The organism is Corynebacterium gerontici (genome assembly GCF_003813985.1).
Classification (GTDB): Bacteria; Actinomycetota; Actinomycetes; order Mycobacteriales; family Mycobacteriaceae; genus Corynebacterium; species Corynebacterium gerontici.
Genome location: NZ_CP033897.1, coordinates 729,332 through 752,640 on the forward strand (window position 1 = coordinate 729,332; position 23,309 = coordinate 752,640).

Sequence of the window (23,309 nt, forward strand, 5' to 3'; positions counted from 1 at the left end):
CTTGATGCGCCCCGAGCTCGTGCTTGGGGCGCTAGGCTTATCTGCATGACGTTTGCCATTCCAGGTCCCGCATTGTTGTTCGCCCCCGCCAACCGTGCAGAGGTGATTCCAAAAGCCGCGGCCAAGGCAGACATGGTGATTCTCGACTTGGAAGACGGCGCAGGTGAACTCGATCGCGCACGGGCATACCGAAATATTCGCGAGGCGGGGTTAGATCCGGCTCGAACCATCGTGCGCCTGGTAGGTCCGGGGGATCCGCACTTCGAAGAGGATTTAGCCTTTGTGCGAAGCACCGAGTACACCACAGTGATGTTGCCCAAGGTTCATGCGAACATTCCCGAATCCCTCAACGGGCTGGACGTGATTGCGATGATTGAAACACCTACCGCCGTGGTTCACATCCGAGAAATCGCGGAACACCCGAGCGTCGTGGGGCTGTTCTGGGGCGCAGAAGACCTCACCACCATGCTGGGCGGAACGCACTCGCGTTATCAGGAAGATGAGCCACACCGCCTGGCATATCGCGACACTATGCGCCTGACCAGGGCATTGATGCACATCCACGCTACCGCTGCCGGGAAGCTGAGTATCGATGCAGTCCATGCGGACTTCAATGACGACGCCGGACAATTTGAAGAAGCAGTAGATGCCGCGCGCAGTGGGTTTGCTGGCACCGCCTGCATCCACCCCAAACAGGTTTCAGTAGTGCGTCGCGCCTATCAACCAGAAGCGAAGCAGCTCGAGTGGGCCAAGCGAGTGGTAGAGAAAGCGGCACAATTCCCGGGCGCATTTCAACTCGACGGGGAAATGGTAGACGCGCCGTTGATCGCGCAAGCAAGAAGGGTGATTGAGCGGGCGCAATAGCGCTGCTGATCAATCGCGATCATGCCGGCGTGCGACCTCCGCCAGCATTGCCAGAGTGCGGGTCTCGCGATTCTCCGGCAGCGGGGCGCCGAGGACGCTCAGCGCGGCGTCGGCAAGCATGACCGCCAAAGCAGGAAGCTGATCCTCACGCAGGGGTTCTGGAACCACACCATCGTTGGGGCGCATCTCAATCACACTCAACGCGATGTGGAAGGGCAGATCGACGCGGGGATCATGCTCACCCACGATCTTCTGCGCGAGATCGCGGAAAATGCTGAACAATTGCGCACGATGGTCGTGATAGGCGGCGAACTCCTCAGACGAAGCGACGGGCAATTGATACAGGCGACCAATGTTCCAGCGGGTGGATAGTAACAGGCGCGCTTCTGACGCGGTGAGTGCCCACAAGCGCATGGAGGGGTCTGCGTTGGCGTCGCCAAGTTCGGCGGCAAGCTGTGTTGAAGGCTCCACCGTGGAATTAAGCAGCGTGAGGAAAATTTCCGTCTTTGATGGAAAGTGGTAGTACAGGGAGGCCTGACGGATTCCCACGGAATCAGCGATCTGATGCGTTGAGGTGGTGGCGAAACCTTGGGTGGTGAAAAGCTCTGCTGAGGCATCCAAGATTTCCTCACGCGCGGTGCTACCGCGGCGGCGCGGGCTGTGTTTGCGCGGCCTTCCTACGGCTCCAGCCATACTTTCTCCACTTCCAGAACGTGTGTACCACCTCAATACTCTGCGCAGACTCGGCAATCGTGCTGCAGAGCGGTGGGCAAAAGATCAGTTTATTCTACGCCAGTGAGCAGATGCTCTTCGGGATTCAGCGTGTATGCCGCCCAGCAACTGCACGCATCACATCTGCCACGCTTCGGGCGCTCGCGCCAAAGATACTGCGCTGGATGGCTGTCAGGCTCGAAGGGGCGGTTTGCGCAGCTTGAACCCGCTGTGCCCAGCGCTCCAATTCAAGTGACTGCGCGGCGTTGAACGCCTCTAATAAAAGGCTTGCTTCCTCCGGGTGCAAGACCTCGGCGCTTTGCGCATACTGCAAACGCTCTGGGGTGGAAGCACTGGGACATTCAGCGCATGCTCCCGCCCATCGGGCAAGCCCCACGATGGGGGCGAGAAGCTGATCGCGGACACTGAGCACGGCTGCGGTCTCAGGCATACCGGCCTTCGCATGCACTGTCGGGGGTTGCAACTCCAAGGCGGCCTTCAGAAGATCCGTAAAATCCTCGCGTTCGTTTACCCTCCGCAGAGCCCACGTACCGGCGTCGGCAAAAAGGTTAAGTTCGGTTCCTTCGGCGTGATCGATATGGTGTAGCCAGTCGCTCTTGGGTCGGGGATCCAGGCGCTGGGGTGGTTTGGCTACCACGAATCCGAGATCTTCGAGTGTGGAGGCTATGACATTACTTGGATCATGCTCGATCCGTGCGCCCTCCGCGCGGACGGCTAGCCACGTGATGGTGGAGGAGGGAAGCGCATCGCCGCGTCCCACGGCACCGCTGAGCACCAGATGGACGCCACCGGTCGCGTCGAGCACTGCTTCAGAGTGCAAGGCATCGCTGATCAGCTTGGAGTACCAGGGCACAATCTCGTGTGCCGGGGCATCGTGGTCGATGGCATTGCGGAGAAGGACTTGGCTCTCAGCGGCCACTCCGCGGAGCATGGCGAGGTCCTCGCATTCACCGGCGATCTGCGCGAGTTCTTGCAATGATTCATGCAGCACGGAGTTTGCTCCTGAGATAGGGGATACTTTCTGCAACAATGTAGCAGTTTCGGGCTCGCTGCCTTGCGCGCCAATCGTCCGGTATAGAAACGACAACGCGCCCGCCAGAGAATATCTCTGGGGGCGCTAGTGCTGTCGTTGCCCGCGCTCGGCGGGCGAATTGCCCTTGCCGGTTTAGCGGCTGGTGAACGGCAGGAGAGCCATTTCGCGGGCGTTCTTCACGGCGGTGGCAACCTGACGCTGCTGCTGCGGGGTCAGACCGGTCACGCGGCGTGAGCGGATCTTGTGGCGATCGGAGATGAACAGACGAAGGGTCTCGATGTCCTTGTAGTCCACCTTCTCAACGCCTTTAGCCTTGAGCGGGTTCTTCTTGGGGCGGCGGGATTGCTCCATGCGCGCCTTCTTCATGTTATTGCGCTTCATTTCAAAACTCCCTGATTACCAGCTGGACTTACGAACACCAGGCAGCTCACCGCGGTGAGCCATCTCGCGCATACGGACACGGGAAACACCGAACTTGCGCAGGTAGCCGCGGGGGCGACCATCGCGGGAGTCGCGGTTACGCACGCGCACCGGGGAGGCGTCGCGGGGCTGACGGTTGAGCTCGAACTGTGCGTCCAGGCGCTCTTCGTCGGTGGAGTTGGGGTTCTTGATGATTGCCTTGAGCTCGTTACGGCGCTCCGCGTAGCGGGCGACGATTTCCTTGCGCTGCTCGTTCTTGGCGATCTTGGACTTCTTAGCCATAGATTATCGCTCCTCGCGGAATTCGACGTGCTTGCGGGCTACCGGATCGTACTTCTTCAGCGTGATGCGGTCTGGGTTGTTGCGCTTGTTCTTACGGGTGACGTAAGTGTAGCCGGTGCCAGCCGTAGACTTCAGCTTGATGATCGGGCGAATGTCATTACGTGCCATCTTTTAGATCTTCTCCCCAGCTGCTCGAAGCTTTGCCACAACAGACTCAATGCCGTCGCGGTCGATAATCTTCAGACCCTTGGTGGAAACATTCAGGGTGATGGTACGGCCCTCGGAGGGCAGGTAGAACTTACGACGCTGCACGTTGGGGTTCCAACGGCGAGACGTGCGTCGGTGCGAGTGCGAGACGGACTTGCCGTAAGACGGCTTACGTCCCGTGACCTGGCAAATAGCCGACATGGGTTTCTTTCTCCTAGCCGCCCACGTTCAACCTGCAAAATTCCACACCAAAATCACTGCATTCCTGCAGCTCAAAGGAGCGGATACTCAGTCGACGAGGGCGATATACGAACAATTTCGACAACAGCAAGAGACAACCTTACTCCAATGCACTGGAAAACGCCTAATTCTGCGCGAAAGTGAAACGCCTGTGATTATTGAGAATCTTTTAGCTTTTCGACGTTCCTCGCGGCCCATCAGCAATGCATATGAAAGGGATCGGGCGCGTGGCGTCGATTAGCTTCCGTGCCCCGGGGCGTGTAGTATCTCCAAAGTTGTCTCCACCTTCGCCGGTGGTGCCACCAAGAAAACGAACCCAACTCAGGCACGAGCTGCGCCTTAAAACGCGTGCGTAGTAGCGACCTGAAGTATCAATCCTGAGGGAATCGCATATGAAGAAAGACATCCACCCGGACTACCACCCGGTAGTCTTCCAGGATGCGGGCACGGGAACCAAGTTCCTCACCCGCTCCACGGCAACCAGCCAGCGCACCATTGAATGGGAAGACGGCAACGAGTACCCGCTCATCGTCGTTGACGTGACCTCCGAGTCCCACCCCTTCTGGACCGGTGCACAGCGTGTGATGGACACCGCTGGCCGCGTTGAGAAGTTCCAGCGTCGTTTCGGTGGCATGGCCCGCCGCAAGAAGAAGTAAGAGGAGGGAAGAACAATGGCAGTACCAAAGCGTCGTATGTCGCGTGCTAACACGCGTTCCCGTCGTTCCCAGTGGAAGGCCGACAATGTCGCCCTCCAGGAAGTCAAGATCGATGGCCAGACCGTGCGTATCCCGCGCCGTCTGGTAAAGGCCGCTCAGCTCGGTCTCGTTGAGGTGGAGCAGTTCTAAGCTCCTCTGCATGCTTTGTAACCGCCACGTGATTCGCGTGGCGGTTTTCTTTTGCCCCGCAGCCGGACTCCTAGGGAGCTCACAGGAAGTGGTCAAGATTTTGCTAGTCCAGTTCCAGTAGCGATTCAGTGTGTGGTTGCATAGTAAGCAACATGACTGCGACGAACGATCCCCATAACCTAGGCGAACACAAGACCACTCAAGAATTTGGGCGCATTCAAAGCCCTTATAGCAAGCCCCACAGCACCGAGCCTTCTGAAGACACTCAGAACGCTTGGCAAGCACAGCCCGTACCGGTGCAGCAGCGCTCGGCCAAGACGATGAAAATGAGCTCTGCCATCGCCCTCGCTTTAGTAGGTGCTTTGGTAGCCGGAGGTGTCGGAGGCGTTGTGGGAAGCCAGGTGGTAAAGGACCAGCCGAGCTCGGTTATTCAAAACCTAGAAGCACCAGTCCAGAACTCTACTGGGGAACCGCCAGCGGAGGGTTCGGTAGAAGGCGTGGCGGCGAAGGTGCTGCCGGCGGTGGTGTCCATCCAAGTGCTGAGTAGGACCTCGGGCGAGGAAGGCTCGGGTTCTATTATTTCGCCCGACGGTTATGTGCTCACCAATAACCATGTGGTCGCCGCCGCGGAGCAGGGCGGAGCGAAAATGACCGTGATGCTGAACGACGGCACGCAATACGACGCCGATCTTGTTGCTGGTGATCCCAACACCGACGTGGCTGTGATTAAACTGCGCGGCGCGCAGGGGCTGCCAACGATGAACTTTGGGGATTCCTCCAAACTTGCTGTTGGGCAAGAAGTAGTAGCGGTGGGCTCCCCGCTGGGACTATCTGCCACCGTTACTTCGGGTATTGTTTCTGCGCTCAACCGGCCTGTTCGCGCGGCGGGCGCGAATACCGGGCAATCGTCTCTAATCGACGCGATTCAAACCGATGCCGCCATTAATCCCGGCAACTCTGGTGGGCCATTGGTTGATATGCAAGGCAACCTTATCGGTATGAACTCCATGATTGCTTCGTTAAGCAATGGACAAGATGCGCAAGCAGGCTCGATCGGACTTGGTTTTGCCATTCCAGCCGACTTTGCGCGCCGAGTGGCGAAGCAGCTGATCGATACAGGTGAAGCCACCCAGCCGATGATCGGTGTTGAAGTGGCAGCAAACGCTAATGTGCGCGGTGCTCTCGTTTCTGCCGTGAAGCCCGGCGGCCCCGGCGATCGGGCGGGTATTAAGCCGGGCGACTTGATCACGCGAGTCAATGACCGCACGATTGAAAGTGCAGACGGTTTGGTGGCGGCTGTTCGCTCCAGCGACTTCGGGGAAACGGTGACCCTCGAAGTGAGTGATGAAAATGGATCGAACTCCCACACGGTAGAGGTCACGCTCACGAGCGAGTAAGTTTATGAGCAATAGTGAATAGACCCACCTGAACGCCGCACACGTCGCATATCTGAGAGGCCGATAGCATTGACCAAGCACACCATTCCCACTAGTCAACGCGACGTTGATGCCTTCGATTTCGAAGAACCATCCGAGGATTTCTTTAAAGCACAAGAATCGACGCACATTGACGCACCACGTTGCGCGCTCATCGTCTTGGTGAGCGATCACTCCGTCCGCTCCGGCAAAGATACCGATAGGCTCATCGCAGAGTTGCTCAGTGAAGACAACTTCAAAGTGGATGGCGTAGTTGAGGTTTCAAAAAGTAAGGCCGAAATCCGCAAGGCCATTGAAACTGGTGTCGCCGGTGGCGTGGATCTAGTGCTAACCGTAGGCGGCACAGGTGTGGGTCCGCGCGACCTCACCCCAGAGGCAACCCGAGACATGCTGGACAAAAACGTTCCGGGAATTGCTCAAGCGATTCGTTCTTCGGGGCTCGCGTGTGGAGCAGTGGATGCCTGTACCTCGCGCGGTATATGCGGTGTATCTGGCTCTACTGTGATCGTGAATCTTGCGGATTCTCGCTCGGCCATTCGTGACGGCATGGCCACACTAACCCCCTTGGTGCATCACCTTATCGACGAACTACGTCGCGCATCCATGGACGTGTAATCGTGCCCAGGCGTCAGAGAAGATTCGCGCAAAGGGTAAGCCCGGAAGACTACGACCGTAGTGCCGAGGAAAAGGAGAATCCCGACGGCTTGGATGAGCTTCGCACAGTTCGGCTCGGTGAAGAGGAGCTTCCGCAGACCGAGGAGCAATTTTGGCGCGAACAGCGCCCGCCGCATTACGGCGGTGATATATAGCAAAAAGCGCCCTATCGAGGGCGCTTTTTCAATGCAGGAGAGTTAGTTGAGATCCTGCTGGATTGCAGTCTCGCCGTTTTGTTTGCGCAGCAAGTCGCGAATTTCGGTGAGCAGCTCAGCCTCGATGGAAGCGGGTGCCTCGTCCTCAGCCTTCTCTTCAACGCCCTTGCGGCGACGCTGCAGCTCATCGAGCTTGTTCATCGGAACAATGAGAATGAAGTAGACGATTGCGGCGACGATCAGGAAGTTGATAGCGGCGGTCAGAACTGCGCCGAAGTCCATAAAGGTGGCCTCGTTGCCCTGGCGGATATAGAAACCGAGACCGGAAACATCTGCGCCCCCCAACGAGGCAATCATGGGGTTGATCAGGTGATCAGAGAACGCGGTCACGATGGCGGTGAACGCGGAACCGATCACCACGGCAACGGCGAGTTCCACGACGTTGCCGCGCAGGATGAAGTCTTTAAAGCCTTTGAGCATGAGGGCACTACCTTTCTGGGGAGTGAACGAGGTACAAGGAGCTGCGGTCTGCAGCCCGGAATCGTTGCAACCTTAGTTGACGTGTCCGCACGAAAGCGAATTGTTGAATTCAGTAATGAAAGTATTTCGTGCAGATTCGCTCAAACTATTGTGCGCGAGCCCCACTGAGCACCACCGCCAACGGCTGCGATAGGGATGCGGCCGCAACCTCTCTGGCTGCGTCCGCCGGCAGTTGAAGCAACACTGCTGTCTGGTTGCTTCGAAAAGTGTTGTTCTCAATATCAACGCCACTAGCAGCGAAAATAACGCGTGCACCGTCTGCAACCACGCGCGGCGGTCCTTCGTCTTCTGAGGCGGTAACTACGGTGACGGTATCGCCCGGCACCAGCAAAGCGGCCACGGAGGCGTCGACAAGCTTGAGTGGAACAATGTGGAGTGAGCCCCCCGGAGAATTTGGAGAGATTTCGCCCACATTGCCCGCCTGGAGGCGTGGATCGAGCACGTCGCCTTCAGCGGCAAGTGTGCCGGCTTTGCGGTCCACCACGGTAATTCCGCCTAGCAAGTGATCTTTGGAAAGTGCGGTATCAAAATCAGGGGGAACTGCAATGCGTTCGAGGTCGTCTTCGCGTAGCACGTTTCCAGCAGGTACATCGTGGGCATAACGCCACGCTTGTGATTCCTGCGTAGTCCGAGACGCCAGCAACAGCAAGGCTGCGGTGGCAAACAGCATAAAAGTGAAGATTTTCCTCAGCAAGCGGCTGCGTGCGAAGCCTGGTTGCTGTAGGCGTGCCAACAAGGTGCTCATACCTCTTGTTAGACGTAATAACTACCGGTGAGGTTCCCTTGGCTTAAGTTGGCTCAATGAGGTTCGCCTGAATGCTGCCGGGGGTGATGGTCCAATCGCAAGCCGCGTCGTGAGGATGCGTCACAATTGTCTGATTGGCCTCATGCTCGAACAGCAGCAAGGCAGTGGGGGTATGGCAGTGCTCCAAAGCTCGATCATAATACCCGCCCCCCTTGCCAAGCCGGATCCCGCGAGCCGTGGCTGCGAGTGCGGGAACGAAGACGAGGTCGAGCTCAGAAAGTAGCGCGCTTGTATAGTGTGGTTGCGCTGGTTCGGGGATTCCGTAGCGCTTTCCCGTTAAACTTTCAGGCCCAGTAAATTGGCCCCACTCCAACACACCTTGAGGCAAGCTCACCGGCAGCCACACTTCACAATGTAAACTGAGAACGTAATCGGCGAGCCCAACCCCGCCCGGCTCGTCGGCGTCAGCCGCGTACACGGCGACACGTTTGGCACGAAGGTTCCTGATCAGTGTGCTGATATTTTTCCGAATAGCATCGTTTGCTCGTGCACGATCCTCAGCAGATTGGGATCTCCTCAGAGTTTGATAATGCTGGCGCTGCGCAGCTTTCTTCAGGCTGTGCGGCGGCTGCGGGGCAGAGGGCGGCTGTTGTGATGGCTCCATGGCCCCCATGCTAGCTACCCCTTAAAAGAGGGGGCGTTTGGCTGAAATTATGTGCAATATCTCCTGTGGCGTGCGTCGGAATCACCCCCGCTGCGTTGTACACTTCCCCCTATGACCACACCCAGCGAGCGCCAAGCGTGTGCAGTGAAAACCGTGGTGGTACCTGCAGCAGGAATGGGTACCCGATTCCTGCCGGCCACGAAAACTGTGCCAAAAGAACTGCTACCTGTAGTTGATACTCCCGGTATTGAGTTGATCGCTGAAGAGGCAGCCCAATTGGGGGCAAGCCGGCTGGCTGTTATTACGGCCCCGAACAAGCAGGAGGTGCTCGAGCATTTCAAGCGCTTCCCGCACCTTGAGCAGACACTCGAGGCGCGCGGCAAGACTGAGCAACTTGGGAAGGTCCGCCGGGCAGCCGAATTGATCAAGGCCGTCGCTGTTGAGCAGCAGGAACCACTCGGGCTTGGGCACGCCGTTGGGCTGGCCGAGCAAGTCCTCGATGAAGATGAGGACGTCGTTGCTGTTATGCTTCCCGACGATCTCGTGCTGCCCACCGGGGCGGTGGAAAAAATGCTTGAGGTGCGCCAGCAGCTCGGAGGCAGTGTGTTGTGCGCGTTCGATGTAGACGAAGATGAAGTAGTCAATTACGGCGTATTCGCCATCGAAGAAGCCGAATACCAAGGCGCGCACACCGTCAAGCGGGTACGTGGCATGGTTGAGAAGCCCACAAAGGATGAGGCGCCTTCGACGTTCGTTGCCACTGGCCGCTACCTCCTGGATCGGGCAATTTTTGATGCGCTGCGCAGGATCGAACCCGGTTCGGGCGGCGAGCTGCAGCTCACCGATGCCATCGATTTGCTCATTCACGAAGGCCATCCGGTGCACATTCTGGTTCACGAGGGCAAGCGTCATGATTTGGGCAATCCTGGCGGATATATCCCCGCTGTGGTGGACTTCGGCCTGGCGCACCCCGTGTACGGTCCCCATTTGAAGCAGGTGTTGCGCGAAATCCTGGATGCGCACGGCGCCTAGAGCCGTGATGCATTGCATGTTGCCCATCGGCTTGCTGCGCTAAAGTCAGAACGAATGCCAACCCGTTGGCCATTGTCGAAGAAAGGGGAGTGTGGATGCGCTCAGTGGAGCAACAGCTCAGCATCGTTGAAGAAGCATCGGTGGTGCCCGAGCCTGTCCGCATTGCCATCGCTGAGTCCTTGGGTCTCATGTGTGCCGAGGAGGTGCAGGCAACGCGCCCGCTTCCTGGATTCGATCAGGCAGTGATCGATGGCTACGCTATTCGTGCAGTAGACGTTGGCGGTGAGCGCGGCCTTACCCGTGACGCCGGGCCCGCGCAGGTGGAGACTTCGCTGCCAGTGGTGGGCGAGGTTGCGGCTGGTTCTCAAAAGCCCCTGAGGCTTCAGCCGAAGCAGGCGGTTCGTGTGCACACTGGCGCTCCAATCCCTGCGCTTGCCGACGCCGTGTTGCCGCTCGAATGGTCGGATCGCGGGAAAAAGCGAATGACAGCCACCCGCCCGGTGCGCTCGGGCGAGTTCGTACGTAAAGCAGGCGATGACATTACACCCGGTGATGTAGCTGTCAGCAGCGGGGCAATTATCGGCCCTGCGCATATCGGGCTGCTGGCCGCGGTGGGGCGTTCCAAGGTGCTGGTGTACCCACGCCCGCGTCTTTCTGTGATTTCCATTGGGCATGAGCTGGTCGATATTGACCGAGATCCTGGGCTGGGGCAAATCTTCGACGTCAATTCCTATGCTCTCGCCGCCGCCGGCCGCGATGCCGGTGCCGATGTCCACAGGGTGGGCATTGCTGCCGGGGAACCACGGCGCATAAGGGAAATCATCGAGGCCCAAGCTGTACGCAGTGAAATCATCGTGATCTCGGGCGCGGTTGGTGGCTCGGGATCGGAGCATGTGCGCGAAGTGCTGCAACAGATCGGCGAGATCGACACCACCCGTGTGGCGATGCATCCGGGCAGCGTGCAGGGATTCGGCAAAATCGCAGATGGAACGCCAGTGTTTCTGCTGCCAAGTAATCCCGTGAGCTCGCTGGTCATCTTTGAAACTTTCGTTCGCCCGATGATCCGCTTGAGCCTGGGTAAACGCAATGCCCAGCGACGCACCGTACGCGCCCGCGCACTCAACCATGTGGGATCGAAGGCGGGTCGGCGTGGCTTCATTCGCGCCCGACTGATGCGTGATGCGGAAACGCAGGATTACCTGGTTGAGGGCTTGGGTGCCGCCAACGGCGCACCTGCCCACTTATTGGCGGGTATGTCAGAAGCTAACGCGATGATTCAAATTCCAGAAGAAGTCACTGAGATTCGTCCCGGTGACATCGTCGAAGTCCTCTTCATGGCTCAGGGGCTGCGATGATCGACTGGCTGCAGCGCTGGTTGAAACCGACAATGCGGCCGGCGACCGGTCCACGCGATCCTCGACATCCGGGTTGGTGCGAGTACACCAAGGAAATTGTAGTTCCGCGCATGGTGGCGAACCAGGCTACGCAAACGAAGGTGCGCCTACGCCCCTTGTTGTTTGAGGATTCCCGGGAATGGTCCCGCCTGCGTTTACGCGATCAGATTCACCTAGAACCGGTGGAACCAACCTTGCCCGGCACTTGGGAATCCGCTCATGATGACGCCGGTTGGAAACGCTATTTCTATTCTCTCCAAGAAGCAGCGCGCGAAGGCAACGCGATTCCCTTCGCCATCATCGCAGATGGTTCCTTCGTAGGTCAGATCACGATAGACGAGATCAGAGGCATGCCTTGGTGCGATGCCACACTCGGTTACTGGGTAGATCGCGACTACTGGGGCAGAGGCATCGCGAGCGCCGCGTGTGCACTGGCAATCGATCACGCATTTGAGAGGGTTGGGCTCCACCGACTTACGGCTACCTTCATGCCAGACAATCCTGCTTCGGGGAAAGTGCTGGCGCGTAATGGTTTCCAGGAGGAGGGGCTGCTTCGCGGCAATATGCACATCAATGGCCGCTTTGAGGACCATTTCTTTATGGGGCTGAACCGTGATGATTTCACCAGGACCGCGGTCCAACGGTTGTTGGGGAAACAAAGCCACCACCGTTGAGGCTCGCTGGCTGTGCGGCGCGCCTTCCCAGAGATATGCGGTGCTGAAGATACATTGAAGGTTCGATAAGTATCACTTGCGCGTATCAAGGGAGTTTCACCGCGCGCGGTGTCGAATATTTTTGGAAAGGCTTGTGGCTCGTGTCTGGAACTATCGCAATCATCCTCATCGCCTCGGTGTGGTTGTTCGTGCTCGCTCCCTGGCTACTTCGTGGTCACCGCCCCATTTCCAAAGCCGGTGACGCCTTCGAAGAGACCCGAGTGGTGTACCAGGGCGGCCAGGATGATCTGCCGCGTAGCCGCAGGCCAAGGCTGAGCAAGGATGACATTCATCTTTCCAACGAGCCGGATAACTCGGAGGTACTCGTGGCTGAAGATGTTGACGAAGTACTTGAAGATACCCCCGGTGCAACCCTGGGAGATTTGCTGCGTGACGCCAAAGAAAAGCTCAAGATGAAGCGCTCCGAAACTTCGGACGCCACCGTTATCGAAGGCGAAGTAGTCCACGAACTTCCCGCAGCAGAAGAACCTGAGGAAGAGCCTGCGCCCGAGCCGGAACACCTGCCGGTTGAGGAGGAGGACCTCAGCGAATACTCCTACAGCGAAGCGTATGAAGGGCCCGGCGATCTGCTGCATCCAGCCGCCGCTGAAGAGGCTCCCATCCATGTTGCATCGGAAGATGAACTCGAGGACGAGCCAGAAGAATTGGATAAGAGCGATCTCGAATTTGCGGCTCGTCGCGTTGGTCGAGGCGGCTGGGACCCGGAGGCTGCGCGTGCGCATCGTGAGCAGTTGCAGCGCCGACGGAAGCAGTGGGTGGGCGGCTTCGGCGCAGCCTTCTTACTGAGTTTGCTCGCCGCCATGATCCTCGGGGGCTGGCTGTGGTTCCTGTTTGGTCTGGCCACGGTGCTGCTCGTGGTGTACTTGGTTGCTTTGCGACGCCAAGTGCTCGCCGAAGAAGCGCTTCGCCGCAGGAGGATCCGCCAGCTTCGTCGAGCGCGACTTGGCGTGCGCCACGCAGAAGATGCGGAGTACGGCGTACCGGATCGTCTTCGGCGCCCGGGTGCAGTGGTGCTCGAGATCGACGACGACAGCCCAGATTTCGCCTACCTGGACTCGGCCGCGGCGCAGCATCTCGATGAATTCGACGAGTACCAAGAGCGTCGAGCAGGCTAGGAACCCATGGATCGTCCAGCGATTCGCGATGCCGCGTTACTCATTCTCCGGTCAGTCATCGGTGTGGTGTTCGTGGCGCACGGCTACCAAAAGTTCTTCCTCCTGGGCATCACTGAAGTGACCGGGCAATTCAGCGCTCTCGGGATTCCTCAGCCCAAGTTGAGCGCTGTGCTCTCGGCTTCTGGCGAGTTGCTTGGCGGAGCGCTGTTGATCGTCGGTCTGCTCACCACATTCGTGGCTGGGGCGTTGGCGCTCCTCATGCTCGCAGCCTTGTATTTTGTACACATGGGCAATGGCTTCTTTCTAGAGGATACGGGGCTTGAATATCCCTTGGTGCTCATCGCCTCGCTCATCGTGGTAATCGTTTTTGGCTCTGGTCGCGCCAGCATCGATGGAGTGCTCAGTCGTGCTGAGTTGTGAGGACGTTAAAGCGGCGATTTCAGCCAATCTCGACGGGGAGGAATCTCCGCTTCCTCAAGACGTCATCGACGCGCATCTGCATGCCTGCACGGACTGCGCAAATTTTTTTGAACAAGCAGCGGCGATGAATCGCACCCTCGCTCTCCACACCCCGGAAGCGCCCGCGCCCGATCTCTCAGAAGTGATTTTGGACGGTGTGGAGTCGGAATTTCAAAAAGGTGCGGCGCGCCGAGCGACCTCTATGGCTTTCGCCCGTGTCGCGATGGTGCTCGTAGCAGTGGCGTGGCTGAGCTGGGCTGTGGTAGTTCTCCTTCGTCCCAGTGGCAGCGCTATGGGTAATGACGCCTACGGAACGCAGCTATTTATCGAGGCTGTATCGATGCGCTGCGCCTTGGCTTTCGGATTATTCTTCGCCGCATGGCAGCCGCGACTCATTGTGGGCATGCTGCCGTTTGTCGGTGGTTTGTGGATGTTCAGCCTCGGCATGGCAGTGCGCGATCTGATCACAGGCACCATCGGTGGCGGATTGTTGTTGCAGTTAGTGTTGTTGCTTTCCACGCTCATGACCTTGGCGTGGGCGTGGCTTTCGCACGTCGGTTGGGTTATGGTGCGCGAAGCGTTGAGGAGTCTGGGTTCCGCCCCGCGTTCGGAGCTCTAGTACCAAGACGGCAGCCACATCAGTTGCGAATACCAGGTACCTGGGATGAGAATGCCGTACAGGATGGGTAAGAAGTACACGAAGGCAGCCACCACCAGCGAGAGGTAGCACAGGACGAGCCTCTGTCCATTGCTGCAAAGCGCCAAGCACCTCGGCATAAGGCGATAGCGCCGGCCGCGGGAAAGCCATCCCGTAGAGGCATTGGCGGCCTCGTGGCAGCTCAATGCCAACAGCACGATGGTGAAGGGAACCAACACTGCTGCGTAAAAGAAGTACATCTGGCGGTCATAATTCAGCAACCAGGGCACAAAGCCTGCCATGAATGCAACGAAGGGCAGGAGATACTGAACTTGGCGTCGAACGATCAAGCTGTATGCAGCCCACAGCAGCACCGGAATCGTCATCCACCAAATTGCAGGAGTGCCGAACAAGAAGAGCATTTGCTGGCATTTTCCGGCAGCACAAGCGACGTCGGTGTTGGAGTAGTACAGCACCGGTCGCCCCGCAACTAACCAAGACAGCGGCTTAGATTCCCAGGGGTGGTGGTGGCCATTTGCGTTGGTCAGGGTGGAATGAAATTGCAGGACTGAGGTGTGGTAGTACACAAAGCCCGCGATGGCTTCCGGCAAGCGCTGCAAGAAAGAATCCGCGGCAATGGTGCCATCACTGAGTGCATGCCGGTACACCGATGTTTCGCTGTCAAACCAGGATCGCCAGGAGAGAAGATAAACAGCGACGGGAAGCAAAACTAGGGAAGCGAAAGCCGGAAAGGCATCAAGGCCAATAGCTCCGAGGATGGGGCGTTTGGCCTGGCCGCGGTGGCGTCGAAAAGCATCCAAAGCCACAGCGAGCATGCCAAAAAACGCCATATAGTACAGCCCGGACCACTTCACGCTCAGGCTCAAGCCGAGGGAGATGCCGCAGGCAAAACGCCACCAACGAAACCCAATGCGAAACCCGAGCGTAGGAATGTTGGCTCTTGATGCGTAGGCGTTAGAGTAAGCAGCGTCTTGTTGCTGAGCGTCCCGGAGAAAGCAATACGCTGCGCACAGTACAAAGAAGACTTGGATGATGTCGAGCATGCCGAACCGTGAGGTGACCAGCAGTACTCCGTCGCACACCGCGATCACACCCGCGATGCTGGCGGCAAAGGTGGAATTGCTGAGCCTGCGGGTAATCGCCATGATCAGCAGCACCACGCCTACCCCAATGCAGGCGTTGATGACGCGCCAACCCCAAGGGGAATAGCCGAACAGAAATTCACCGAGCGCGATCAGCTGCTTTGCCAAAGGGGGATGCACCACGAGGCCAAAGCCCGGATTGAGCTCGATTCCGCCAACCAAGGGGTTCGAAGTGGACTCGAGTATGTCAAAGGCCTGTGGTACGTAATGCTTCTCATCGAAAACCGGTGTGCCTTCATCAGTGATAGCACCCAGGCGAATGAAACGAGTCAGAATCGCCAGAGAGCTGATGATGGCCGTGCTGATCGAATCGGCGCGAGTCCAGGGCTTGCTTCCCGGCGCGAGGTGCCCGGCCTGAGTGGAGAATCGAGGAACGTAGCGCTGCGGCGCACCGGTACGTGATCGAGTGTGCAGACGTTCCTTGGCGAGCATGCAAAAAGTGTAGAACACGACCCCCGAGAAGCACTGACTTGGTGTTGTGCTGAAGCGAAAACCTAGCCAAGGAGAGATGCTTGAAAGCGACTGCAACGGTTGTAGTTGGGGCGAAAAAGGGCTGTACTCAGCAATTGTTATAGTTTTGTTATTTCTTTGGGGTGCTTCTATGGATCGTAGTGGGCTTATACGAGAGATGAATTTGAGCAAAGCGTGGCAGAAGCCCCCAAAAATGCTGAAATTCTGATGATTCAATTTGAATTGCCAAAGATTATTCGGATCATTGGAACTATGAAAGAATCTGCCGAAAATAACCCTCAACCGGGTGAAAATTATGAGAACGAGGGGGGAGTGTCACCCCACGAGACGCCGGAGTTAGCCACCGCGTCGGCTTCGGCGAACTCGGAACTTGAAGAGCAGCGTAGGGGGTCCTCTGCCACCGCGCAGTTGGCAGCCCTTCTGAGCGAAGCGAGTCAAGTTGACCAAACCGTGAGCACCTACAAAGAAGAGGATCGCTCATACAAAGGTGAGGCAGCCGCGAAGGTGAACTGGAGTGTCACGCTTCCAGCCATCATTGTTTCGCTAGTCGTGGTTGTGTGGGGCATTTTTGGTCGGGATACCTTCTCGGACTTCTCTTCGACCGCGCTGAGCTTCGTGGTTGAGAACTTCGGCTGGGCCTTCGTGCTCTTCAGTACCGTATTCCTCGTCTTCGGCTTCGGGGTGGCGCTGAGCAAGTTCGGGCGCATCAAGCTCGGTCGCAATGACGAAGCACCGGAATTTTCCACGGTTTCGTGGATCGCAATGATGTTCGCCGCCGGCATGGGCATCGGCCTGATGTTCTACGGCGTGTCTGAGCCGCTGACCGATTACCTGAACGGTGTTCCTGGACACGAGGAGCGCGACGTTGCGCAAGCTATGTCCACTACCTTGCTGCACTGGACGCTGCACCCTTGGGCCATCTACGGCATCTTCGGCTTGGCTATTGCCTATTCGACGTTCCGCCTCGGGCGCCGTCAGTTGCTGAGCTCCGCGTTCATTCCGCTCATCGGCGAACGACGTGCCAAGGGCTCGCTCGGCAACTTCATTGACTTCATGGCCATCCTCGCCACGATCTTCGGAACCGCTTGCTCCCTCGGCATCGGTGCCACCCAGATCGCCGCGGGGCTCGACGCCGCGGGCATCATTGAAAACCCCGGCATGAAGAGCATCATCATGATCGTCTCGGTGCTCACCCTCGCCTACCTGATCTCGGCAATGTCTGGCGTGGGTAAAGGCATCCAGTATGTGTCCAACATGAACATGGTGCTGGCAGCTTTGATTGCGCTGTTCGTGTTCGTTGTGGGGCCAACCGTGACCATCTTGAACTTCCTCCCCGGCTCCATCGGTGCCTACCTGTCTAACTTCTTCGAGATGATCGGCCGCACGGCCGAGTCCGCTGACGGCACCGCTGGCGAATGGCTCAACGGCTGGACCATCTTCTACTGGGCATGGTGGATTTCCTGGAGCCCCTTCGTGGGCATGTTCCTGGCTCGCATTTCCCGTGGCCGCACGATTCGCGAGTTCCTCTTCGGCGTCATGCTGGTTCCCTCCGGTGTGTCCGTGGTGTGGTTCGCCATCTTCGGCGGTACCGCAATTCACCTTGAGCAGCAGGGCGAATCCATCTACGGCGACGGCGATGCTGAGTATCAGCTCTTCGATCTCCTGCACCACTTCCCGGGCGGCAACGTAATCGCCATCGTGGCCGTGGTCTTGTTGGCGACCTTCTTCATCACCTCGGCGGACTCCGCCTCCACGGTCATGGGATCGATGAGCCAGAACGGCCAGGTAGACGCCAACAAGTACGTCTCCGCTGTTTGGGGTCTGCTGGTTGGTCTGATCGGCATGACTATGCTGGTTACCGGCGGCAGCGATGTGTTGGGTAACCTCCAGAACCTCACCATTATTGCGGCGAGCCCGTTCCTCTTGGTGATCATCGCCCTGATGTTCGCTATCCTCAAGGATCTGCGAAACGACGAGATCTACCTGGATTACCGTGAACAACAGCGCTTCGCAGCGCGTCTTGCCCGCGAACGCCGTATTCACGTTGATCGCGAGAAGCGCGCCCAGGCACGTCAGCGTCGCAGTGATGCAAGAAATCAGCGCAAAATTTCTAAATCTGCAAACAGCGGCATGAAAAAATAGACGCTGAAGCAGTAACGCAAGACCCGGCCCTCGAACAGGGGGCACGGGTCTTGCCTGTGAGCACCGCCGTGAGGAACGCTGCCTTGCGGCAGCGAATAACTACATTATTCATCTTCGAAAGGATGAGCTTTCAACCATGCTCAAAAGAACAATGAGCACCGCGATGGCCTTCGTGGGCATCGTGATCGGCGCAGGATTTGCAACCGGACAGGAAGTTCTGCAGTACTTCGTCTCCCACGGCACCATGGGCATCTGGGGTGCCCTGGTGTCCGGCCTGGTGATGATCGCCGCCGGTACCGCCTCCCTGCAGCTGGGCAGTTACTTCTTGGCAAACGATCACTCTGTGGTGCTTCGCCGTATCTCGCACCCGGTGGTAGCGAGAATCCTCGACGCCGGTGTGCTGATTACCCTCTTCTGCACAGGCTTCGTGATGTTCGCAGGTGCCGGTTCCAACATGCAGCAGCAATTCGGCTGGCCCATCTGGGCAGGCTCGCTGATGATGCTCATCCTGGTGCTGCTCACTGGCCTGCTGAATGTAGATAAGGTCACGAACGTTATTGGCGCGATCACCCCGTTGATCATCGTGTTCGTTGCGATGGCGGTGATCTACGCGATCATCAACTCCGACGCCGATACCGCGGTACTCAATTCAGCAGCTTCGGAGATCAACTCGGCAACACCCAACTGGCTTTTGTCCGCACTGAACTATGTTGGTTTGGCATTGATGATGGGTTCCTCCATGTCCATCATTATCGGCGGCAATAATTTCAATCCCCGCGCCGCAGGCCTTGGTGGCATGGTCGGTGGTCTGATCTACGGCGTCATGATGCTGATCTCCACCTGGGGCCTGTACTCGGTAGTGAATCGTGTTGGCCAGGACGACGTCCCGATGTTGACCATCGTCAACATGATTAACCCGACCCTGGGTCTGATCATGTCCATCGTCATTATTGGCATGATTTTCAACACCGCCATTTCCATGTTCTACGCCTTTGGTAAGCGTGCAACGTCTTCCAAGCCCAAGCTCTTCTACCCGGTCTTTGCCGTGAGCTGCGTGATCGGTTGGGGCTGCTCCTTCATGGGCTTCAAAACCCTGGTGGGCGTCGTGTACCCGATCCTCGGTTACATGGGTATCTTCCTCGCCGTGATCGTGGGTGGTGCGTGGATGAAGAGCCTGGCGAAGATCCGCGAAGAGCGGAATCGACGCGAAAAGATCCACGAGCTGGTTCGTCGCAAGCTGGATCCCAACCTTCGCTTTAGCTCAAAGCAGGCACGCCAATTGCAGCGTTACACGGAGGAATCCGTCCTCGAGACGGAGCGCATCGCAGAATCCGTGCGTGAAGAAGTCAAAGAAGAAATCGCTTCGGCACACGATAAAGAAACCGCTGAAGATGCCGTGCCAGACGCGGGCGATCTGAAGCTCCCTGATCACGCGGGACACCGCCAATACGCGGAAGATCCGGACGCCGCAGACTCATCGAAGTAGCGGTTCACACGCATTGAGAAACGACACCACCTCGGTACCGCCATCATTGGCGCCGCGGTGGTGTTTTTCTGCGTGCAGTTGAAAAGCGGGGCGTCGAAAAGCGGATACACGCACCACGTGTGCCACACTCGATGGCATGCACACCCCCCGCGAAGCCTTGCCTCACGGCGTTGTACTCGCCGCCACCCCGCTTGGGAACCCAGCAGATGCCAGTGAGAGATTGAAGTTCGCCCTGGCATCCGCCCCCGTGATTGCCTCTGAGGACACCCGGCGCACCAAAGCGTTGGCTCAAGCGTTAGGTGTGGAAATAACCGGCAAAATCATCAGCAACTTCGATCACAATGAGGCAGCTCGCGTTGAGCAATTGCTGGATCTTGCTCGCCACGGCACCGTGTTGGTGGTGACTGACGCCGGTATGCCTATCGTCTCAGATCCTGGCCTACCGCTGGTTGCAGCAGCCCATGACGCAGAGATACCGGTGACGTGCATTCCCGGCCCCTCGGCCGTGACGACGGCGCTGGCACTTTCGGGGCTCGGCGTGGGCAAGTTCATCTTCGATGGTTTTGCTCCGAGGAAGAATGGTCAACGTCGTGTGTGGTTGGATTCTTTGCTTTCGGAACAACGGGCTGTGTGTTTCTTTGAATCACCTCACCGAATCGCAGAAACTCTGGCCGTGGCCGCAGAGGTTTTGGGCGAGGATCGTCGCGCGGCGGTGGCCCGCGAGCTGACCAAGACCTATGAGGAGGTACGTCGCGGATCACTCGGGGAGCTGGCGCAGTGGGCTCAGCAGGGGCTACGCGGTGAAATCACCGTTGTGTTGGAAGGTGCTGAGCAACAGACGGCGAAACCGGAGGATCTTCTGGGGCAAGTCAGTGCATTAGTGGAGGCGGGAGTTCGGCTCAAAGACGCGGCGGGCCAAGTGGCGCAAGCGAACAAGGCCAGCAAGAAGCAGCTCTATGATGCCTTCCTGGCTTATAAGTCCGAGGGATAACAAGTCGGGGAACTTCGCGCTGCTCTGCTCGCTTCCTCGCCCGAATCGCCATTGGGGGAGTGGGTAAATTAAGCTCGGAGGTTATGAATTCACCAGTCCTCGTCGCCGTCGCATGGCCTTATGCCAACGGACCTCGCCACATCGGACACGTGGCAGGGTTCGGTGTTCCTTCTGACGTGTTCGCGCGCTTCCAGCGAATGCGTGGCGCCGATGTGCTGATGATCTCCGGCACCGACGAGCACGGTACGCCCCTGCTGGTTCAGGCAGACAAAGAAGGCGTGAGTGTGCGCGAGCTGGCGGATCGCTACAACCGTCAAATCGTCCAGGACCTCGCGGGCTTGGGCCTGAGCTATGACCTGTTCACCCGCACCACCACCCGCAATCACTACGCGGTGGTACAGGAATTGTTCAGGGGCTTGTATGAAAACGGCTACATGCTCAAAGAGACCACCAAGGGGGCCATCTCGCCTTCGACGGGTCGTACCCTGCCTGACCGCTATATCGAAGGCACCTGCCCGATTTGTGGCGCCGACGATGCACGCGGCGATCAGTGCGACACCTGCGGCAATCAACTTGATCCAGCAGATCTGATCAATCCGGTTTCGAAGATCAACGGTGAGACTCCAGAATTCGTAGAAACTGAGCACTTCCTTCTTGATTTGCCCGCGCTGGCGCAAGCGTTGGGGCAGTGGCTGCAAGGTCGCGAGAATTGGCGCCCAAACGTGCTCAAGTTCTCCCTGAATCTCCTTGAAGATCTGCGCCCGCGCGCTATGACGCGCGACATCGATTGGGGTGTTCCCATTCCGATCGAGGGTTGGCAAGACAATAACGCCAAGAAGCTTTACGTGTGGTTCGACGCGGTTGTTGGGTATTTGTCTGCTTCCATCGAATGGGCGTATCGGGCTGGTCGCCCGGAGGCGTGGCGCGAGTGGTGGACTAATCCGGAAGCCGTGAGCTACTACTTCATGGGCAAGGACAACATCACATTCCACTCACAGATTTGGCCAGCAGAGCTGCTTGGTTACCAAGGCGAGGGAGCTCATGGTGGCAGTGAGCATGAATTGGGTGCTCTGCAACTTCCCACCGAGGTAGTCTCGTCTGAATATCTCACGATGAGTGGTTCGAAGTTCTCATCTTCGAAGGGCGTGGTGATCTACGTCAAGGATTTCCTCGCGGAGTACGGCCCTGATCCGCTGCGCTACTTCATTGCCGTAGCCGGTCCGGAGAACAACGACACTGACTTCACCTGGGATGAGTTCGTTCGCCGCAACAACAATGAGCTTGCCAACGGGTGGGGCAACCTGGTGAACCGCACGGTGAGCATGGCTTTTAAGAACTTCGGTGAGGTTCCCGAGCCGGGAGAGCTTTTCGACGCCGACCGCGCCATCCTTGACCTTGGCGCCAAAGCCTTCGACGTGGTCGGAGACGCCTTGGCTCACAACCGATTCAAAGTAGGCATCACGCATGCCATGCATGTGGTAGGCGAGACTAACGCCTATATCGCGGATCAGGAGCCGTGGAAGTTGGCGAAGGATCCTGAGCAGCGCGAACGCCTGGCCACTGTGCTGTGGACCGCGCTGCAGATGGTGAGCGACTGCAACACCCTGCTCACGCCTTACCTGCCGCACACCGCCCAGAAGGTGCATGAGGCGCTGGGGCGCGAGGGCGTGTGGTCCGGTATGCCGGAGATTCGCGAGGTGGCAGATGATATGGATGTTCACCCGGTGGGCGTGGGTGTGCCGGAGCAAGACACCACGTATTTGACTATCTCCGGTGATTACGAGGCAGCTCAGGCTCAGTGGTGCCGAGTAGAAGTAGAGCCCGGTACGCCACTGGCAAAACCCAAGCCGCTAATTGCCAAGCTCGATCCGGAGCTTGGAGAGACTGGGCCGGAGTGGGCGCCGGTGAACAATGGCTAAGAAGAAGCAACGCCCAACCCCGGTTCCTGCAGATCACCCCGGCGGGATGGTTGATGCGCACACGCACCTTGCCAGTTGCGGTGCGCGAAATGCCGAAGAGGTGCGTGCAATCGCGGATCGAGCGCAACGGGCCGGTGTGGAACTGATATGCACCGTCGGTGATGGACTTGCCGAAGCCGAGCTTGCCCTTGCCGCCGCACATCTCGATGCCCGCGTTTTTGCCGCGTGCGCAGTTCACCCAACACGCGCTGGTGAGCTCAACGCCGAAACCCGCAAGCGCCTGAGTGAAATGGCGCAGGATCCCCGCTGCGTCGCCATCGGGGAAACTGGGTTGGATACCTACTGGATCAAGCACGATCCGGACAAAACGGCTCCACTCGACGTTCAAGTTGAGGCCTTACGTTGGCACATCGACCTGGCGGTAGAGGTGGGCAAGCCCTTGATGATTCACAACAGGGAAGCCGACGAGCCTCTGATGGAGGTGCTTGCTGGCGCGACAGCGCCGGTAGATACCATTCTTCACTGCTTCTCTTCGCCCTTAGATGTGGCGCGTGAGGCACTGGATCGCGGCTATATCTTGAGTTTTGCTGGCAACGCCACGTTTAAGCGCAATGATGATCTGCGTGAGGCTGCTGCTTTAGCTCCTGCGGAACAGATTCTCGTGGAAACGGATGCTCCGTATATGACGCCCGAGCCATTCCGTGGTGCTCGCAATGAGACTGCGTTGATTGGTCACACGTTTAACGTGCTCGCTGATGCTCGTGGTGAAGACTCGGGTCAGTTCGCGCGTCAGGTAGCTGAGAACTTCCGGCGCGTGTATCAGCTTGATCGCACTGTGTGATTGTTCACAGCCGCGGGGTATCCACCTTGACGGCTGTGGCGTACGGGTGACTGCTGAGTCGCGAGTGGCACCTGAGTTTTCTGTGGTGTGGGGGAGTCGTGGCTGCAC

At 58.1% G+C, this 23,309-nt stretch carries 27 protein-coding genes; 17 read left to right on the forward strand and 10 right to left on the reverse strand.

Annotated features, from left to right (window positions below):
- Window positions 1-45: 45 nt before the first annotated feature.
- A complete protein-coding gene (locus tag CGERO_RS03430) occupies window positions 46-864 on the forward strand; it encodes an HpcH/HpaI aldolase/citrate lyase family protein (RefSeq protein ID WP_123933486.1) in 819 nt (272 codons plus the stop codon).
- Window positions 865-873: 9 nt separating this feature from the next.
- Here the strand turns inward: CGERO_RS03430 and CGERO_RS03435 are convergent, their stop codons facing one another.
- The 6 genes from CGERO_RS03435 to rpmB all read right to left on the reverse strand — a co-directional run bounded on the left by CGERO_RS03435 (window position 874) and on the right by rpmB (window position 3,739).
- Window positions 874-1,557 carry a TetR/AcrR family transcriptional regulator gene (locus CGERO_RS03435; protein WP_123933487.1) on the reverse strand — a complete coding sequence of 228 codons (684 nt, stop codon included), beginning with the start codon at window positions 1,555-1,557 and terminating at the stop codon, window positions 874-876.
- Window positions 1,558-1,681: 124 nt separating this feature from the next.
- Window positions 1,682-2,587, reverse strand: coding sequence for a putative nucleotidyltransferase substrate binding domain-containing protein (locus CGERO_RS03440; protein WP_123933488.1), 906 nt, complete (start codon window positions 2,585-2,587; stop codon window positions 1,682-1,684).
- 174 nt (window positions 2,588-2,761) lie between these two features.
- Window positions 2,762-3,010: a 30S ribosomal protein S18 gene (rpsR, locus tag CGERO_RS03445; RefSeq protein WP_123933489.1), complete on the reverse strand. Its 249-nt coding sequence runs from the start codon at window positions 3,008-3,010 to the stop codon at window positions 2,762-2,764.
- Window positions 3,011-3,025: 15 nt separating this feature from the next.
- Window positions 3,026-3,331 carry a 30S ribosomal protein S14 gene (rpsN, locus tag CGERO_RS03450; RefSeq protein ID WP_123933490.1) on the reverse strand — a complete coding sequence of 102 codons (306 nt, stop codon included), beginning with the start codon at window positions 3,329-3,331 and terminating at the stop codon, window positions 3,026-3,028.
- A gap of 3 nt (window positions 3,332-3,334) precedes the next feature.
- On the reverse strand, window positions 3,335-3,499 hold the full coding sequence (gene rpmG, locus CGERO_RS03455; RefSeq protein WP_012359793.1) for a 50S ribosomal protein L33: 165 nt from the start codon (window positions 3,497-3,499) through the stop codon (window positions 3,335-3,337).
- 3 nt (window positions 3,500-3,502) lie between these two features.
- Window positions 3,503-3,739 carry a 50S ribosomal protein L28 gene (gene rpmB / locus CGERO_RS03460; RefSeq protein ID WP_123933491.1) on the reverse strand — a complete coding sequence of 79 codons (237 nt, stop codon included), beginning with the start codon at window positions 3,737-3,739 and terminating at the stop codon, window positions 3,503-3,505.
- Between the two features lie 431 nt (window positions 3,740-4,170).
- Between rpmB and CGERO_RS03465 the strand changes: the two genes are divergently transcribed.
- The 5 genes from CGERO_RS03465 (at window position 4,171) to CGERO_RS03485 (ending at window position 6,868) form a co-directional block, all read left to right on the forward strand.
- On the forward strand, window positions 4,171-4,434 hold the full coding sequence (locus CGERO_RS03465; protein ID WP_123933492.1) for a type B 50S ribosomal protein L31: 264 nt from the start codon (window positions 4,171-4,173) through the stop codon (window positions 4,432-4,434).
- 15 nt (window positions 4,435-4,449) lie between these two features.
- Window positions 4,450-4,623, forward strand: coding sequence for a 50S ribosomal protein L32 (gene rpmF / locus CGERO_RS03470; RefSeq protein ID WP_013911085.1), 174 nt, complete (start codon window positions 4,450-4,452; stop codon window positions 4,621-4,623).
- A 152-nt stretch (window positions 4,624-4,775) separates the two neighbouring features.
- Window positions 4,776-6,020, forward strand: a complete 1,245-nt coding sequence (locus CGERO_RS03475; protein WP_123933493.1) for a S1C family serine protease — start codon at window positions 4,776-4,778, stop codon at window positions 6,018-6,020.
- Between the two features lie 69 nt (window positions 6,021-6,089).
- Window positions 6,090-6,674, forward strand: a complete 585-nt coding sequence (locus CGERO_RS03480; RefSeq protein WP_245998874.1) for a MogA/MoaB family molybdenum cofactor biosynthesis protein — start codon at window positions 6,090-6,092, stop codon at window positions 6,672-6,674.
- Window positions 6,675-6,676: 2 nt separating this feature from the next.
- Window positions 6,677-6,868, forward strand: coding sequence for a hypothetical protein (locus CGERO_RS03485; RefSeq protein WP_245998875.1), 192 nt, complete (start codon window positions 6,677-6,679; stop codon window positions 6,866-6,868).
- Between the two features lie 42 nt (window positions 6,869-6,910).
- On the opposite strand, the gene mscL is transcribed toward CGERO_RS03485, so the two are convergent.
- From mscL to CGERO_RS03500, 3 genes are all read right to left on the reverse strand, one after another.
- Complete coding sequence (mscL, locus tag CGERO_RS03490) at window positions 6,911-7,348, reverse strand: large conductance mechanosensitive channel protein MscL (RefSeq protein ID WP_123933496.1); 438 nt, start codon at window positions 7,346-7,348, stop codon at window positions 6,911-6,913.
- Window positions 7,349-7,493: 145 nt separating this feature from the next.
- Window positions 7,494-8,153 carry a hypothetical protein gene (locus CGERO_RS03495; protein WP_123933497.1) on the reverse strand — a complete coding sequence of 220 codons (660 nt, stop codon included), beginning with the start codon at window positions 8,151-8,153 and terminating at the stop codon, window positions 7,494-7,496.
- Window positions 8,154-8,196: 43 nt separating this feature from the next.
- Window positions 8,197-8,817 (reverse strand): 5-formyltetrahydrofolate cyclo-ligase, encoded by a 621-nt coding sequence (locus tag CGERO_RS03500; RefSeq protein ID WP_164470255.1) that lies wholly within the window; start codon window positions 8,815-8,817, stop codon window positions 8,197-8,199.
- 111 nt (window positions 8,818-8,928) lie between these two features.
- On the opposite strand from CGERO_RS03500, the gene CGERO_RS03505 reads away from it, so the two are divergent.
- The 6 genes from CGERO_RS03505 to CGERO_RS03530 all read left to right on the forward strand — a co-directional run bounded on the left by CGERO_RS03505 (window position 8,929) and on the right by CGERO_RS03530 (window position 14,170).
- Window positions 8,929-9,849, forward strand: a complete 921-nt coding sequence (locus tag CGERO_RS03505) for a UTP--glucose-1-phosphate uridylyltransferase (protein WP_123933499.1) — start codon at window positions 8,929-8,931, stop codon at window positions 9,847-9,849.
- Between the two features lie 95 nt (window positions 9,850-9,944).
- Complete coding sequence (gene glp / locus CGERO_RS03510; RefSeq protein WP_123933500.1) at window positions 9,945-11,204, forward strand: molybdotransferase-like divisome protein Glp; 1,260 nt, start codon at window positions 9,945-9,947, stop codon at window positions 11,202-11,204.
- Window positions 11,201-11,917 (forward strand): GNAT family N-acetyltransferase, encoded by a 717-nt coding sequence (locus CGERO_RS03515; RefSeq protein WP_123933501.1) that lies wholly within the window; start codon window positions 11,201-11,203, stop codon window positions 11,915-11,917. Before glp ends, CGERO_RS03515 begins: the two co-directional genes overlap by 4 nt.
- 140 nt (window positions 11,918-12,057) lie before the next feature.
- A complete protein-coding gene (gene sepX / locus CGERO_RS03520) occupies window positions 12,058-13,092 on the forward strand; it encodes a divisome protein SepX/GlpR (protein ID WP_123933502.1) in 1,035 nt (344 codons plus the stop codon).
- Between the two features lie 6 nt (window positions 13,093-13,098).
- Entirely contained in the window at window positions 13,099-13,512 is a 414-nt protein-coding gene (locus CGERO_RS03525) for a DoxX family protein (protein WP_123933503.1), read from the forward strand.
- Window positions 13,499-14,170: a zf-HC2 domain-containing protein gene (locus CGERO_RS03530; RefSeq protein WP_245998876.1), complete on the forward strand. Its 672-nt coding sequence runs from the start codon at window positions 13,499-13,501 to the stop codon at window positions 14,168-14,170. The genes CGERO_RS03525 and CGERO_RS03530 overlap by 14 nt, the downstream gene beginning before the upstream one ends.
- Here CGERO_RS03530 and CGERO_RS03535 read toward each other — a convergent pair.
- A complete protein-coding gene (locus CGERO_RS03535) occupies window positions 14,167-15,783 on the reverse strand; it encodes a dolichyl-phosphate-mannose--protein mannosyltransferase (protein WP_123933505.1) in 1,617 nt (538 codons plus the stop codon). The two genes, CGERO_RS03530 and CGERO_RS03535, sit on opposite strands and share 4 nt — an antisense overlap.
- Before the next feature lie 291 nt (window positions 15,784-16,074).
- Here CGERO_RS03535 and CGERO_RS03540 point away from each other — a divergent pair, with 291 nt between their 5' ends.
- From CGERO_RS03540 to CGERO_RS03560, 5 genes are all read left to right on the forward strand, one after another.
- Entirely contained in the window at window positions 16,075-17,964 is a 1,890-nt protein-coding gene (locus CGERO_RS03540; RefSeq protein ID WP_123933506.1) for a BCCT family transporter, read from the forward strand.
- A gap of 136 nt (window positions 17,965-18,100) precedes the next feature.
- Entirely contained in the window at window positions 18,101-19,450 is a 1,350-nt protein-coding gene (locus CGERO_RS03545; protein WP_206423915.1) for a YkvI family membrane protein, read from the forward strand.
- A 136-nt stretch (window positions 19,451-19,586) separates the two neighbouring features.
- The gene (gene rsmI, locus CGERO_RS03550; protein ID WP_123933507.1) at window positions 19,587-20,441 is read left to right on the forward strand and encodes a 16S rRNA (cytidine(1402)-2'-O)-methyltransferase; all 855 of its coding nucleotides are present in this window, start codon (window positions 19,587-19,589) and stop codon (window positions 20,439-20,441) included.
- A gap of 83 nt (window positions 20,442-20,524) precedes the next feature.
- Entirely contained in the window at window positions 20,525-22,360 is a 1,836-nt protein-coding gene (metG, locus tag CGERO_RS03555; protein ID WP_123933508.1) for a methionine--tRNA ligase, read from the forward strand.
- Window positions 22,353-23,201, forward strand: a complete 849-nt coding sequence (locus tag CGERO_RS03560; protein WP_123933509.1) for a TatD family hydrolase — start codon at window positions 22,353-22,355, stop codon at window positions 23,199-23,201. The genes metG and CGERO_RS03560 overlap by 8 nt, the downstream gene beginning before the upstream one ends.
- Window positions 23,202-23,309 lie beyond the last annotated feature (108 nt).

Bases quoted from the DNA above. Each gene is read 5' to 3' on its own strand.
- metG (WP_123933508.1), top strand. From the start codon at position 20,525: ATGAATTCACCAGTCCTCGTCGCCGTCGCATGGCCTTATGCCAACGGA.
- CGERO_RS03465 (WP_123933492.1), top strand. From the start codon at position 4,171: ATGAAGAAAGACATCCACCCGGACTACCACCCGGTAGTCTTCCAGGAT.
- mscL (WP_123933496.1), bottom strand. From the start codon at position 7,348: ATGCTCAAAGGCTTTAAAGACTTCATCCTGCGCGGCAACGTCGTGGAA.
- CGERO_RS03535 (WP_123933505.1), bottom strand. From the start codon at position 15,783: ATGCTCGCCAAGGAACGTCTGCACACTCGATCACGTACCGGTGCGCCG.
- CGERO_RS03525 (WP_123933503.1), top strand. From the start codon at position 13,099: ATGGATCGTCCAGCGATTCGCGATGCCGCGTTACTCATTCTCCGGTCA.
- CGERO_RS03545 (WP_206423915.1), top strand. From the start codon at position 18,101: ATGCTCAAAAGAACAATGAGCACCGCGATGGCCTTCGTGGGCATCGTG.
- CGERO_RS03540 (WP_123933506.1), top strand. From the start codon at position 16,075: ATGAAAGAATCTGCCGAAAATAACCCTCAACCGGGTGAAAATTATGAG.
- CGERO_RS03500 (WP_164470255.1), bottom strand. From the start codon at position 8,817: ATGGAGCCATCACAACAGCCGCCCTCTGCCCCGCAGCCGCCGCACAGC.
- rpmF (WP_013911085.1), top strand. From the start codon at position 4,450: ATGGCAGTACCAAAGCGTCGTATGTCGCGTGCTAACACGCGTTCCCGT.
- CGERO_RS03515 (WP_123933501.1), top strand. From the start codon at position 11,201: ATGATCGACTGGCTGCAGCGCTGGTTGAAACCGACAATGCGGCCGGCG.
- CGERO_RS03430 (WP_123933486.1), top strand. From the start codon at position 46: ATGACGTTTGCCATTCCAGGTCCCGCATTGTTGTTCGCCCCCGCCAAC.
- glp (WP_123933500.1), top strand. From the start codon at position 9,945: ATGCGCTCAGTGGAGCAACAGCTCAGCATCGTTGAAGAAGCATCGGTG.
- CGERO_RS03560 (WP_123933509.1), top strand. From the start codon at position 22,353: ATGGCTAAGAAGAAGCAACGCCCAACCCCGGTTCCTGCAGATCACCCC.
- rsmI (WP_123933507.1), top strand. From the start codon at position 19,587: ATGCACACCCCCCGCGAAGCCTTGCCTCACGGCGTTGTACTCGCCGCC.
- rpmG (WP_012359793.1), bottom strand. From the start codon at position 3,499: ATGGCACGTAATGACATTCGCCCGATCATCAAGCTGAAGTCTACGGCT.
- CGERO_RS03505 (WP_123933499.1), top strand. From the start codon at position 8,929: ATGACCACACCCAGCGAGCGCCAAGCGTGTGCAGTGAAAACCGTGGTG.
- rpsR (WP_123933489.1), bottom strand. From the start codon at position 3,010: ATGAAGCGCAATAACATGAAGAAGGCGCGCATGGAGCAATCCCGCCGC.
- rpsN (WP_123933490.1), bottom strand. From the start codon at position 3,331: ATGGCTAAGAAGTCCAAGATCGCCAAGAACGAGCAGCGCAAGGAAATC.
- CGERO_RS03435 (WP_123933487.1), bottom strand. From the start codon at position 1,557: ATGGCTGGAGCCGTAGGAAGGCCGCGCAAACACAGCCCGCGCCGCCGC.
- rpmB (WP_123933491.1), bottom strand. From the start codon at position 3,739: ATGTCGGCTATTTGCCAGGTCACGGGACGTAAGCCGTCTTACGGCAAG.
- CGERO_RS03475 (WP_123933493.1), top strand. From the start codon at position 4,776: ATGACTGCGACGAACGATCCCCATAACCTAGGCGAACACAAGACCACT.
- CGERO_RS03495 (WP_123933497.1), bottom strand. From the start codon at position 8,153: ATGAGCACCTTGTTGGCACGCCTACAGCAACCAGGCTTCGCACGCAGC.